Source organism: Dinghuibacter silviterrae, assembly GCF_004366355.1.
Classification (GTDB): Bacteria; Bacteroidota; Bacteroidia; order Chitinophagales; family Chitinophagaceae; genus Dinghuibacter; species Dinghuibacter silviterrae.
On the sequence record NZ_SODV01000002.1, the window covers coordinates 1,980,167 to 1,994,534 of the forward strand.

Here is a 14,368-nt window from a genome sequence, read left to right on the forward strand (position 1 = left end):
TTAAGGTTTGGCTTTCAATCGGTCTATTTCCGCTTGTTGTGCCTTGAGCTGCGCCTGAAGTGCCAGAAGAAGGGCCTGCTGTTGACCGATCAATTCCTCATCTTTTGATACACGTTTATCCGCCTCGATGGCATACAGTGTTAGCTCTTCTACCTTTTGCAATAACTGTGTCTGGCTTTCGCCTAGCTTGATACCCTCCGTTTGCATTGCCTTGGCGGAAGGAATACCTGGAAGATGGTGGTTTTGACTGACATAATCCCGGACTGTTGACAGTGAAGGTAAAACGTAGGATGTGTCAAACACAAAGTCAGCTCCGGTTGTATTTACAGCCACCTGATTCGCCCTTATCGTCCCGGCCACATCCAGTATATAGGATGAATTGACCTGGGATGACTTTCCAATAAGCACGTTCCCTTGACTGGTGACCGTCAGGTAAGGAGTTGTCTGATTGTCCGACCAGTCATAGAGCCCAAAATTGGTCTCATTTACACTGTTCTCTCCAGCACTAAAGGCCCATGTCTTGCCGGAACCATTCCTTATATAAAATTTTGTCGTGTTTGAGCTGACATTTGCACCTCCGGCGGCTACAGACCCGTTTACGTCCAGTGGATACCCAGGTAAAACGTTACCTATACCAACGTTGCCATTGGAAAGTAATGTCATGATTGGGTTATTTGATGCGCCCTGAAACTGATGGAGCGTGTTGGCCTGGTAATAAGATGACCCGGTACCTTGGTTGTCTATTAACAAATAGCCCGCCGGTCCTTGAACGAGCAAAGGACCAATCCCCGTTCCAGACGTGACCGTCAATTGGCGGCTAGGGCTATTGGTACCAATTCCTACAAGACCGGTATTACTGTTGTAAATATTATTGCCATTCGTTGACCATTGTGCAAAAAGAAATTGATGGACAAGGAGCAGGCAAGCCAATAAAAAGACTTGTTTCATCATTTATTGATTGGTGGTTTGATATTGATAGTCGTAACGTTTGACAATATTTCCATACTGGTCCTTGATCAACTTCAATCGCCCAAGACCATCGTAAGTGTAATAGGTGATCTTGCCGGACGGATCACATTGACTGGTCAAACCGATCAGGGGTGCATAGGTATAGGTTGCCATCAGGGAGCCCTTGGGATAGAGCTTTAGCTCATCGATAAGGCCGGTCCCACCGACTGTCACTGTCGTTGTCCCTGTAACCGTGGCTTCATAGTAGGTCCAGCCACCAATAGTTATTTTGGGCGTCGCAGATGCTCCGTTTACAGTGACGGTGTTTGTGCTGCTGTCCTGCCAATATCCAACGATGTAGGTGGTGCTGCTGGTCAATGAAGATTTGGAGATAGCATTGGATCCCGTCAGGCGATATGAAATATTGCCTGTCATGGCAGCGAGGCGAATCCTGGTGGTGTCGGGTATCGTCCAATTGCCGCTTCCATCCGCTTCAAAGGAGGTATAGGCAATATCGGTCTGCTTACCGTTGGACACCTTTGCAATGGGGTACATGGACATGTAGTCCCACAGGTAGCTTTCATGGGCATCACTCGCCTTGGATTGTTCAAGCACTTTGCCGGAATTATTGTAGCTGTAGACCTGTATTCTCGGTTCCAGAGCGTTGTTCATGATCCTCAGGTTTTGTATTTGAGGCAATACCAGGTTATTGGGGAAAACAGCGTAATCTGTTCTGCCCACTTCCATCGTGTCTCCCCCTCGTGTTTCCACTTGTTGCAAAACCGGGGAAATAATGTAATTTGAAATCAGTGCCTGACGCGCCGTTTCGGGAGTGCCTGTCAATGTAAGGTCGTATGGATACGAATAGTTGATCAACTTTGGTGTGCTACTGCTTTCCGATGACGTAATCTGGGTCGGAAGGGCATGGGCCGGATTGCCATAAGTTGTGACCACAGTATCTGCCAGGTAGGAAAGTCCATTTGCGCTATAGGTCAGGGTACGTACTGTATCTACATAAATCCACTTCCTAAGGTAGCTGTACATGACCAGGTCATAAGGCGCCATTTCATTGGCATCAGGAGGGATTGTAACACATGGGTGTTGAAACTCGATATTAACCAGATAGGATTGAACGGCACTGTCTTCTCTGGCATCGTCGTGATAGTCAGTAAAAATCTCTTTGATAGGTTGTGTCCCCCCGTCTGCCAATGATTTGAATACGTATTGGTGATACTCTTGTCCATTCTGCCAGCTGTTACTTGTTAAGGGCGCGCTGGGAATGGGGTTGCCCAGGAAATTGGCGCCCGCTGCATCTGGAACCGTTGTAAAGTCGTGTTCTATGCCGCCATTGTCAAAATTCTCACCAAAACTCTCCGTAACCGCCCCATAAGTAATAGGAGACCCACTAAATAGGAATAGATTATCCTGTGTATTGGAATACATTGTCAAGAAATCGTATTCGGAGTAGTCGCATTCAACTGTAGATTTCCCTTCATTTCCATTATTATTTAAGGAGGTGCCAGAATTACAAGGAACCATCATTTTTTGAACCCAGTTAAACTGTGGTGTCACCATCGCGACCCCTGAAGACTGGCTTAATGTACTAAGCCGGCCATAATAGTATCGTTTGATATTTGTATTACCTATCAGTCCGTTGGATATGATTCTTTTGACTCGGTTCCCCCCGGCAACCTGATTCTCATTGACGGTTTGAGCGGTCCCGGGCATATATTCCCAGTTGAAGTTGGCGGACATCGATATACCCGAGGATTGAATCGTCATTACATAAGTTCTACCAGGATACAACCAAACCACCTGGCTGGCTGATCCTCCTGTCGGCATCGTAATACTAAATGCGTAAGCATCGCCGGTCATGGTCAGATCCTGAAATTCAGCATAGCCCTTATCGTGTAATGAATCGACAGTAGAAGGATCCCCGCTATAAGTGCAAGACTCATTTAAAAGAACCTGTTGAGTGAATTGCACGGTAATCGTGTCGGTAACCACCGGGCCTTGGTATCTTGTGGTACTGGATGCATTGAGGTTAATGGTGGTATCGGGAGGATTGATCGTCACGGGGCCATAAATATAATTAGGCTCATAGACGATGCTGTCCTGTCCCCCCGTTGGATAAATGATATTGGTGAGCAGGCCCATGAAACAATAATTGCTATCCACATTCCGGTTGGCGGTTGCTCCTGGTAAAACCTGCTGCCAATAAAGGTCTTGCGGTGTGGGTATCAGCGTCGTATTGGACTTCCCGTTAAAATATCCATATTGGTCTTGTGCATAGGATAGCCTGGGTGGTAGCCCGTTTATGTTGTTATATTTCAGGTTGTAGGCCTTGGTAAGGCTACTATCCGGTGAGCTTTCGACAACGCTGGTCAGGAAAGGCCTGTAAACGTTGTTACTATCTGTATAGGTATTAAAGTATAGGGGAGCTTTTCCATATTGGTAGGAAAACGCAAACTTTTTAAAGGGTGTAGACTGACCAGGCTGAAAGATGGATACCCCGGACAAAAGTGAATCGGCCCCATCCAAACGACCGGTATATTTTAAGGTCACCTTGGCGCCGCTACTGGAAGTTATTTGGGAGAGAAGGGAGGTCTGGAGATAAATTTTGTTTGTTGTTTTGGGGTTCGGATTCGGCTGTGGCTGGGTAACCTGATAGTATTGACAAGGATTAGGAACTTGTCTGGCATCTTTTATGAGCATCACCTCGCTGCTGGAAGCAACATAGCTATAACCTCCACGATTATAGGATAGCCAAACGGTATCACGATTCGGATGTATGATTTCCGACAGATAAAACGCATTGGGCGCATCATAGTCAAATTGACGTCCGACTCCAGTGCCCATGGTCACCGAATAGGATCGTTCAACGCTGCTATCGCCTCCAAAGCAATACTGTACACCGTCTGGCGTAGTGATTCGGAAGTACCAGTCCGAGGGCATGTTGGTGCTCAAATGGCTCTCGATCTTTAACCCGGAATAAGTTAATAAAATTGGGTGTGCCAGACTGCTATCCAATACAAATCGACCGGAATATCCATTGAAGTTAAAGGAGAAAAGGTCCGGCTGGCCATCAAAAAGTGACCTGGTAAAATTGTTGGGTGTGATGTCATCCAAAAAAGTCACCAGGTTGGTGGTGGGCTGGGGAAAACTATCCGGTGGAGACATACGGGGAACAAGCTCGTCCGCCATTCCATACACCGTTCTCGTGATTGCGCCGCCCGCATTCAATGCCCAACCCATCCCCGCCACGGGGGCCATTTCGTCCACCCTAATGCTGGAACTGTTATACGAAAGCGAAATAGGAATGTTGATATTGGTGGAGGAATATTGATAGATCGGAATCTCCAACTTCAGGCTTCCGGAGGATAAATTCACATTTGTGCCTCCGTACTTGCCAAGGGAACCCGCGCTGGGCGAGGGTGGCAGAACCTCCGTGACTGTTGCAAAATTATTGAAATTAAGAAGCTGCTGGGCGATCAATGCATGTTCATGAAGAAACAACGAAAGCCCAAGAAAGAGAATACCTTTTTTCATGAATAAAAATCAATTAAAAATTATATCCTACGCGAATCTTAATCGCCTGCCCCCTGGGCACCTCCTCCGCATACAGCACATCATACAACAACTGTATATTCCCCTGCACCTTTGAAGAAATCTTATACTTTTTCTCCACCCCCATCAACGCACTCGGCTGCCAGGCACTCCGGTCCCGCAAATCCGCAATCCCCGAAAACGCCGTCATATAATTCTCCTCATACCCCCCAATCACATAGTAGGTCTTCTTGATCTTCCAGTCAATGTACGACCTGAGCCCCAGCGCCTGGTTCGAAAACTGGATATGGTTCCACCCCGTCCCCATGCCGGCCGTATAGGCCAGCCCCACGCCGACGGTGCTTTTGTCATTAATCTTATACCCCAGTGTCAACCCAAGGTTCGCCGTCGCCGGAAAGTCATACGCCGCCCGGGCAAACTGTACGTTCGCCCCATATTCCAGCCGCTGCAGGAACGTCTTTGTCTTCTGGGTGTTGGGCTGGAACCCCGGCGGCAGGTCCATGTCGCTGGAGGACCCCGAAGAAGCATAACGAGTTGCCTGTTGCTGCAGGCTCTGCAACTGCCCCTGGGCCGCCTGCATCTGCTGCTGCAACGCCTGCTGGGCATTTGGCCCGCCCGGCGCCAGCTGTTGCTGGATCGCCTGCTGTACCTGGGACCGTGTCTGGAGGTTACCTAAATTGACGGGCAGGGCCCCAGCCCCCATACCCCCGGGAGGCGCCGCAAAAAGGCTGGCCAGGATTGAGTTCCGGCTCATGAACTGTTGAAAGGCAGGGACCTTGTTCAATACCGTCAAAGCCGTCGCCTCCAGCTTCGAAGGATCGTTGAGCATATCCTTATAAGCTTGGAGCTGTGCCCGGTAGTAGTATGCGGTCTCCTTGTATTCGTTAAACTCGTTAGTGACTCCGGGCGGGAGGTTGGAATACTGACTGAGAAGCCCCGCAAGCTCCTGCCGCCGCTGCTGGATGTATTGATCGATCAACCCGGCCTGGTTGAGGTTACCCTGAAGCTGGTTGACCTGGGTACTGGCGCCTGAAAGAGAAGACGAACCCTGTTGGAGGAAGGCCAGCGAGGTTCTCATGGTATCCAGCCCTGGCACATAATTCGTAGGCGCGCCGGTGTTGCCGAGCCATTTGTCATACGGCGAAGGTGACAAAGTCGCCGCCTTGGCTGGATTCAGCTTCTGTAGCTTAGCCAGGATCCGCGTTTCAATCTTGTTGAGCTTGGCGATGTATTGAGCCGTCTTTTTGTTGAGGGAGGCGTCGATGGAGGCCGCTTTTGCCTGGACCCTGTCCGCGTAATGGGCGGGTAACTGTTGAATAGTCGTATCCCCCAAACCCCAGGAATGGATGGTGGAAAGCAAGGAGAATAGCAACAACCAGAGGCGCATTAACAAGGTTTTGGTGGCAGTGGCAAGAATTCGTCTGCGCCCCTAATGTAGGTGGATTCCTATAGTGGTCAAAATTAATTTTATGGTTTAAAATTATGTATAGCTAATGCGAATATTTTGAAAACGTTGCATAAACTAGAGCCCTTCGTCCGTCCTGAAAGGTGAAGCCGGCAGTCCTTCCTTATTATATAAGTTGGCGCCTTCGGGGTTATTTGCCCACGCATAGCGTACGTAAACAGGGTGGGGGATGTCCGGGCTGGAGACGACTACCTTGTCGCCCAATATCCGCGCATCCGCCCAAATAAACTTCTTATCCGCCCCGGCGATGGCGAACTGTTGCAAGTCGCCCCCGCCCTTGGCCATAAGACCACTGCCGGTATTCGTAAAGCTCAATACAATGCTGTCCGTCTGCACGACCGCCGATTGATAAATCGGTCCCGAATAAACGAGATCTTTTTCCCCATAAGCAAGGTGCTCCGCCGCCAGCGCCAACCGGTCCCCCACGTCCTTTTTATCCAGGGGATGGATGTCGTTCCACTCCCCGGCGTCGATCGTCACCGCCATGGCAGTGTTGGGCACGGAGAGGGCGTCCAGTTCGGCCTCCCGTAGTTCTGCCCACTGGCTTTCCGAGGGCCAGTATTGGACTTCCAGGAAATTGGGCAACTGTACGTACAAAAAGGGTAGGGTACTCAATTGCCATTTTTCCCTCCAATCAGCAATCAAAGCCGGGAGCAGCTTCTTGTATTCCACCGGTTCAAAGGTGTTGGCTTCGCCCTGGTACCAGACAAAGCCCTTGATGGCATACTGCACCGCGGGCGCGACCATTGTGTTGTAGAGACCCGTGGGTTCATTTTGAGCGGAAGGAAGCGCAAAACCGCCGCCGGAAACACGTGGCGGGAACACCTGTCCAACCTTGTACGTCCAGTCGCCACGGATGTCGATATGCGTCGTGCCGTCCGTCAGCTCGTAGCGCTTGTCGGGTACAAAGCCGCCTTTGCCCGACGTATTCGTAATGCGCACGACGATCAGGTTTTTGCCGCTTTTGAGTAGCCCTGCAGGGATGTTGTAGCGCCGCGGCGGGTATTGATAGGTGATGTTCCCCACCTTCACGCCGTTCACATAAGTCTCATCCGCGTCGACAATGCGCCCTACAAACAGTTTGGCGGGCTTGCCGGCCATCGACTCCGGCACGTCTATTTCCTTACGAAACCACACCACACCGTTGAGCCCTTTTACACCCTGGTCGGCCCAATAACCCGGCATCCAGAAGGGATGCCAACCTTCGGGTGTAAACGAGGTATCGAACCATTTGACGGGTCCGGAGAGCCCTTGGTCGGGTTCGCGAAGGATCCTACGCGTGCCCGGCCCGGGAGCGACCACTACGGCGTTTTTCGCCCGCGCAATTCTTTCCGCATAAGCCGGCATATCCTTGTAACCCTGTTCGCTGATCCACGCCTCGATCGGCGTCCCCCCGACACTCGAATTGATGATGCCGATCGGCACGTGGTATTTCTGATACAATTGCCGGGCAAAAAACCAGGTCGCCGCGCCAAAGCCCAGCACCCCAGCGGTATCGCCTTTTACCCAATGAGCGGCCGGCAAGTCCCTGGCCGGACCATGGACGTCAGCCGCGGTAGGGACGAAAAAATTCCGGATCTCCGGGTAGTCGGCGTTAGCTACTTCGTCAGGGTATTTTTCCTTGACCCGTTCCATCGGCAGGACCATGTTTGACTGACCGGAGCAAAACCAGACGTCGCCCACCAGGACGTCGCGGACGACCTGGCCGGCGATCTCCAATGTATAGGGGCCGCCGGCCTTCATCGACGGCAAACGGACTTGCCAGGAATTGCCTGAGTGGGTAGCTTTATACGTATGGCCGGCGATCTTTACGATCACCTTGTCCGTGGGGGCGGACCAGCCCCAAAGGGTAAGGGGGACGTCCCTTTGAAGGACCATGTGGTCGGAGATCAATTGCGGGAGCGTCACCTGGGCGGTAACCGGGTTAAAAAAAAGGATGGCGAGCAGGGCAACTACAATCGGTTTCATTAAGGATGAATCTTTTATTTTTCTTGGGAAAATTACTTATTTTTTGTAATCGGTTACATTTTATATTTACCCTTAAAACGATTGCGCATGCTTCTCATTGTCCTTCTTGCCCTTGCTTTGAATCCCCGGGACACCGCCGCGCCTCCCGTCACCTTCACCGCCGAACAGGACCACCAGAACATGATGGACCAGTTGGGCATCAAAACGCTTCGCCCGGGCCCCAGCGGGAACGAGCGTGATCCCAACCACGCCAACTACGACGAGGCCCTGGCCAACCCCTGTCCCGACCTGCCCGATGCGCTCCGCCTCAAAAACGGTACACCGGTTACCACCCCCGATGCGTGGTGGAAACTGCGCCGGCCCGAAATCCTGGAAGACATGGAGCGCGAGGTATACGGAAGGCTGCCCCAAAATATACCCCATGTGACCTGGGAAACCAAATGGACCGACCGCGAATTCATCGGTTTTACACCGGTGATCGCCAAACAGCTCATTGGTCATGTCGATAACAGCGCCTATCCCCTGATCAATGTCGACATCGAAATGACCGTCGTGTTGCCGGCAAACGCACACGGCCCGGTGCCCCTGTTGATGATGTTTGGCCCCAGCCGTCCTCCGGCGCCCAGTCAGCCGAATCCGGCTCAGCTCGACGAGTTGAACACCGTGATGAAAAAGCTGCTCGTCCAGCAGGATCCGGCGTTGCAAAAGGTCTTTGACGAGCATCCCGCGTACTCGCTTTTCCCGTTGTCGCCGCTGTTCAATGCGCGTCCACCGGCGACACCCGGTCCCGTAGACCAACCCGGTGTCCCCGGCGTAAACAACGATCCCCCCTCCACCGACCAGCTCATCGCCGACGGCTGGGGATACGCCATGATCAACCCCGCCAGCATACAAGCCGATAACGGCGCCGGACTGACGCGCGGCATCATCGGTCTTGTCAACAAAGGCCAGCCCCGCAAACCCGACGACTGGGGCGCCCTGCGCGCCTGGGCCTGGGGCGCCGCCCGCTGTCTCGATTACCTCGAAGCAAATGAACCTGGCGTGGACACCAAACATGTCGGTATAGAAGGGGTGTCCCGGTACGGCAAAGCAGCCCTGGTTACACTCGCCTTCGAGCAAAGGTTTGCCCTCGGGTTGATTGGTTCCTCCGGAGAAGGCGGCGCCAAACTCCACCGCCGGAATTTTGGCGAAGCCGTGGAAAGCCTGACCGGGGGCGAGTACTACTGGATGGCCGGCAACTTTATGAAGTACGGCGCCTCCGACGCCACCTTCGGCCGCAAAACCGCCTGCGACCTGCCGGTAGACGCCCACGAGCTGATCGCGCTCTGCGCGCCCCGGCTGGTGTTTGTCAGCTATGGGTGGCCTGATAAAGGCGACGCCCGATGGCTTGATCAGCAAGGGAGTTATATGGCGGCCGTGGCCGCCGGTCCCGTTTTCCGGTTGCTGGGGGTAAAAGACTTGGGTGTAGGCGACGATTATAAAACGGTAAAGATGCCCCCCGTCAACACGCCCCTGCTGGACGGTCATCTCGCCTGGCGGCAGCACGACCAGGGGCACCAGGATCAGGCGAATATGAAGTGGTTTTTGAAGTGGGCGGATGCGCAAATGGGGCGGCGCTAATTTTTCTACCAGGATGGAGATTTAATACCATATTTGGATGACAAAGGCCAATGGGCACCTGGGATATGAACCGAAGAATTTTCAATAGATGCTTGATTATATTTTGCTTGTCGTCCTGCATGCATAAAACAACGTCTAATCCCGATGTTGCCATCCCTATCCCGAAGGATGCGCATATAGATTCAACCAATTTATACAATGGAATCTATGAATTAACCGGAAAGTCCATAAAAAAACACAAGAGCATTACTTTTAACAATCTCATTTTTGTCACTACTTCAGAGGATTTAGGGGATGGAATCAGGGGTTATCTATACGTTTTTAATACCAGGAATAAATTACTGATTCGGGATACTACATTTAAAAGAGACTACTTATACAGCTCCGCGGGTATTTTCATTATTGATAGCAGCTCGCAAAGAATATGTTCAATAGATAAGCCGGAGTGGTATGATGAAAAACAAGAAGGCATTATACCCGCATCAATAGCTCGTATTAAGGGAGCATACTTTGACGAATATAAAACTGTTTACAAAGTCGGAGAGGACATTCCTGAGGATTCGTCCCTGGTGTCATTTTTCAATGAGGCGATCGCGGGGAATAGCAAAGAGGTCCTGGACCTTCCAAAGGATTGGTGGAAAATCAAATAAAACTCACAGATCCAGCTTCGACACGCGCCCCCTCGCCCCCGCGAGATACACCGTCCGCCCCGCCACAGCGGCCACATGAAAGTTCTCCCGGCTCACCAGCTTCCAATGATCCCCCCCATCGTTGGAAACATCGATCCCGCTGGTCCCGCAACACAACCACGTGTCACCGGAAACATGCACCACGCAACTGCGATACCCATGCGGCGGGGTATGGGGCGCCAGCCAGTGCGCCCCTCCATCTACAGAGTACACGCAATTCCCCCGGGTAACCGTATCATGGGCAAAGTCCCCGCCCACAATAACCCAGTGCGCACCATCAGTGGCAATGCTGTTAGCGCCTGTGCTGACAAAACCCTGAATAAGAGGAAGCTTATGGCCGTACACATTCGTAAAAACCCTGCTGGAAGGCCCCCCGCTGACAAACACATAAGGCAGCCCAGGCTCAAGCAGTAGCCGTATGTTGGTGCCGCTGGAAGCAAAACACCCCTCGCCACTATCGGCCGGCGGCCGGATACCGTCGGAAAAGGCGGTCCAGGTCTTCCCATAGTTGATGGTCATAGCGAGGTAAAATCGGTCCCCGGTAAACGTGTGCACGGGGTCGCCCACGACGATGCCCTTCGCTCCTTTAAAAGACATGGCGTCGAGGAACATCCCCGGTGTGCCATCCCGGAAGACCTCCGTCCAGTGGACGCCGCCGTCGGTCGTACGAAGGATCACGGCGGGGGTGTCTATGCCCATGATCACGGCGGTCGAGGAGTCAAAGGCCTCTATGTCGCGGAAATCCTTTTTGGCGAACCCCGGCACGCTCGTCCAGAAAAAATGGCTTCCACCGTCGGTCGACCTTCCCACGGTGCCACCGGTGCCGCTTACCCAGATGACGCTACCCTGGACCGATAGTCCCCGGAAGCTGGTGGGGGCATGAACCACGAGCAAATTTTGGGCGTGTATGACCAAAACCAAACCTGACAGGCATAAAACAAGAAAAATCCGAAACATAATACCGGCTTTTTGGTATAAAAAGATACCTGAATTTGTTCTATATCTGTAACCAAACCGCAAAATGATGAAAAGATGCCTGCTCTTCATGGGATTCTTGTACCCATTCCTTACCGGCGCCCAGACGCTGCCCGGCTTTAGCACGGGGAATTATACCGGGGTCACCGGTGTTTTTTCCAACCCGGCGAACATTGCAGATAGCCGTTACCGTTTTGATGTATGTCTTTTTTCCCTGGATCCGGACGTGGCCAGTGACAGGGTCAGTTTTAAGCTGGGGACCCTTGGCAGCTCCCTGAAAGGGGATTCCCTGAGGAACCAGTTGTTCGGCGGCGGGACGGGCACGGTCAGCGCCCTGATCAATGTGTGTATCCAGGGTCCTTCGGTGATGCTCCGGCTGCCCGGCAAATTCAGCGTGGCCCTCACCACGCGCGCCCGGGTGGTGGCAAATGTGCGTGACCTGGACCGGTCCCTGGCCAATAGCCTGGACAACAGCCAAAACGGAAACGCAAACCTGCCTGTTACCATACAGTCGCCGGGCAATATGGCGGTCAATGTCAACGCCTGGAAAGAAATTGGCGCGTCTGTGGCCCGGGAAGTAATGCACAAGGGCCCCAATTTCCTAAAAGCCGGTGTCACCCTCCGCTACCTGATGGGGGTCGGTAACGGGTACATGCTGGTCAGGAATTTCAGTGGAACGATCAATGAGGACAACGTCCTGCAGCAACCCTATTTATCACCTACCACCGGCCAGATCGGGATGGGTTTTGCCGGGATCGATTTCTCACACGTCAAGGGGAAAGACCTGACGGAAACGCATGGGACGGGCGTGGGTGCGGACCTGGGCCTGGTGTATGAATTCAGGCTCCCAAAGGGCGGCTATCTGCTGCGGGCGGGCGCGTCGCTGCTGGACCTGGGGAGCATCGGCTACACGCCGGAGCCGCAGAGCTCTGGTGTCTACAACGTGCATATCGGGGCCAATCAGCGGTATTACCTGAGCGACCTTGATTCGGTGAACCTGGACAACTATAAACAGCACTTCGCCCAAAATCCCCTGTACTTCACGCCCACGGACAGCGGAACGGCCAAATACCGTGTGAGCCTGCCCACCCGCGTACAACTGGACCTGGACTATCACGTCATCTCGTTTTTGTATGTCAATGTCATGGCCCAGATCAGGGTGGCGTCGATACAAAAGGCGTACAACCCCACGTCCTACAACACCTATACGCTGACACCCCGGCTGGAAATGAGGCATCTCGGCGTTTTCGTGCCCATCAGCTACAATACGCTCTCGGGTGTGAACGCAGGGCTGGCGCTGAGGGCGGGGCCCGTGTTCCTCGGCTCGGGGAGCATCCTGGGGGCGATTTTTGGCCAGTCAAAGGATGCGAACTTTTTTATAGGGGTGCATGTAGGATTTCTGAGACACTAGGCGTCGCGGGCCCCATTGGGCGCCGCCCAACAGGCGCCCAATGGTCACCGTTCCGGCGCAGATGGTCAAAATTCCGGGCCGATTCCCGGAGGGTTTCCTATTTTCCCTCCATGAAACCCAATTCGACCACCCGTCTGCTCCTCTATGGCCTGGCCCTTGTAAAGTTGATCCTGCCGTTTCTGATACAAAACCCGGTCTGGGAACCCCACCGGGACGAATTCCTGTACCTCGCCGAAGCCAGGCACATGGCTTGGGGGTATATGGAAGTCCCGCCCCTGTTGTCGGTCTTTGCCTGGCTGACCAACTTCCTGGGCGGGAGCATGGTGATGATCAAACTTTGGCCGGCCCTTTTCGGCGCACTGACCTATTTGCTCACCGGACGGATCATCCTGTCCCTGGGCGGGCGATGGGTGGCGCTGGTGATCGGTTTTGCGCCGTTTGTTTTTGGTGCCTGGCTGAGGATGTTTTTTCTTTTCCAGCCCAATTTCCTGGACATCTTTTTCTGGACGGCCATGGTGTACGGGCTTGTCCGGTATACCCAAACGGGCAAGAACCGGGAATTGTACGTGACGGGGATTGCCTTTGGGCTGGGGATGCTGAGCAAATACTCCATCCTGTTTTATACGGCGGGTCTGGCGGGGGGCCTCCTATTGTCCTGGAACCGGCAAATCCTGGGGAACCGGCATTTCTACTTCGCGGTAGGAGTGGGGCTGCTTTTGTTTTTGCCCAACTTTCTCTGGGAAGCTTCCCGCGGGTTCCCCGTCGTTTTCCACATGCGGGAGCTCAACCATGGCCAGTTGCAATACATCAGCCCGTGGTCGTTCCTTTTTGCGCAGCTGTTGCTGCAACTGGCTTGTATTTACGTTTGGGTGGTGGGGTTAGTGGATACCGCGCGCAAAAAACAATACCGCTTTATCGCCTGGGCCTCTGGAATCACCCTCGCGCTCCTGGCGATCGCGCACGGGAAGGACTACTATGCGCAAGGGGTGTATCCCGTGCTGATGGCGTTTGGGGCCGTGCGGCTGGAGGCGTGGCTTGGAAAGCGTACCGTCATCTGGTGGGTGCGCGGTGCCATAATGCTCGCCTTCACCCTGTTCGTCGGTTACCGCGCCTTGACCCTCTCGCTGCCTTTCCTACCGCCCGCGGAGCAGGCGAATTATTACGCAAACCATGCTACCGCCCGTAAGGTCGGTGCCCTCCACTGGGAAGACCTGAAAGATCACGCCCTCCCGCAGGATTTTGCGGACATGCTGTCCTGGAAGGAAATGACGGCAAAAGTGGCGAAGGCATACGATGGTCTAACAAAAGAAGAAAAGAAAAAAACCTTCCTTTTCTGCGACAACTACGGCGAGTGCGGCGCCGTGAACTACTACGGCCCGCAATACCACCTGCCGATGGCTTATAGCGACAACGCCAGCTTTTTGTATTGGATGCCGCAACAGGGTTTCGACAGTTCGGACGTCCTCCTGTTGGTAACGGATGACAAACAGGAGATGCAACATGAATTTATAAAGGAATTCAAAAGCGCAGTGGTGACCGATAGCATCACCAACCCGCTGGCCCGGGAGCACGGCTCGCTGATCATCCTGTTTAAGGGCCCCACGGAGCGGCTCCATGAGGCTTTCCGCGAAAAGCTCGCCCGGGCCCGGTGGAAAACGACGGCGGCGTCATTACAAGGGAACGGCCCGCAGAACCCGTTGGGGGACGGCGGAAGCATGCACTAAA

The 14,368-nt window shown here is 53.2% G+C and carries 9 protein-coding genes; 4 read left to right on the forward strand and 5 right to left on the reverse strand.

From position 1 onward, the window contains the following. The 4 genes from EDB95_RS25320 to EDB95_RS25335 all read right to left on the reverse strand — a co-directional run bounded on the left by EDB95_RS25320 (position 1) and on the right by EDB95_RS25335 (position 7,948). Positions 1-951, reverse strand: a complete 951-nt coding sequence (locus tag EDB95_RS25320) for a hypothetical protein (protein WP_133999231.1) — start codon at positions 949-951, stop codon at positions 1-3. Continuing rightward, on the reverse strand, positions 952-4,497 hold the full coding sequence (locus EDB95_RS25325; RefSeq protein ID WP_133999234.1) for an RHS repeat domain-containing protein: 3,546 nt from the start codon (positions 4,495-4,497) through the stop codon (positions 952-954). 13 nt (positions 4,498-4,510) lie between these two features. Continuing rightward, a complete protein-coding gene (locus EDB95_RS25330; protein ID WP_133999237.1) occupies positions 4,511-5,902 on the reverse strand; it encodes a hypothetical protein in 1,392 nt (463 codons plus the stop codon). Between the two features lie 135 nt (positions 5,903-6,037). Beyond that, on the reverse strand, positions 6,038-7,948 hold the full coding sequence (locus EDB95_RS25335; RefSeq protein WP_133999240.1) for a sialate O-acetylesterase: 1,911 nt from the start codon (positions 7,946-7,948) through the stop codon (positions 6,038-6,040). Positions 7,949-8,035: 87 nt separating this feature from the next. Between EDB95_RS25335 and EDB95_RS25340 the strand changes: the two genes are divergently transcribed. Next, on the forward strand, positions 8,036-9,568 hold the full coding sequence (locus EDB95_RS25340; RefSeq protein ID WP_211352217.1) for a glucuronyl esterase domain-containing protein: 1,533 nt from the start codon (positions 8,036-8,038) through the stop codon (positions 9,566-9,568). Positions 9,569-9,687: 119 nt separating this feature from the next. Then, positions 9,688-10,218 (forward strand): hypothetical protein, encoded by a 531-nt coding sequence (locus tag EDB95_RS25345; protein WP_133999243.1) that lies wholly within the window; start codon positions 9,688-9,690, stop codon positions 10,216-10,218. A 3-nt stretch (positions 10,219-10,221) separates the two neighbouring features. On the opposite strand, the gene EDB95_RS25350 is transcribed toward EDB95_RS25345, so the two are convergent. Next, positions 10,222-11,145, reverse strand: coding sequence for a beta propeller repeat protein (locus tag EDB95_RS25350; protein ID WP_133999246.1), 924 nt, complete (start codon positions 11,143-11,145; stop codon positions 10,222-10,224). Positions 11,146-11,278: 133 nt separating this feature from the next. Here EDB95_RS25350 and EDB95_RS25355 point away from each other — a divergent pair, with 133 nt between their 5' ends. Both EDB95_RS25355 and EDB95_RS25360 read left to right on the forward strand, forming a co-directional pair. After that, positions 11,279-12,643, forward strand: coding sequence for a DUF5723 family protein (locus EDB95_RS25355; RefSeq protein ID WP_133999250.1), 1,365 nt, complete (start codon positions 11,279-11,281; stop codon positions 12,641-12,643). A gap of 110 nt (positions 12,644-12,753) precedes the next feature. After that, a complete protein-coding gene (locus EDB95_RS25360; RefSeq protein ID WP_133999253.1) occupies positions 12,754-14,367 on the forward strand; it encodes an ArnT family glycosyltransferase in 1,614 nt (537 codons plus the stop codon). Position 14,368 lies beyond the last annotated feature (1 nt).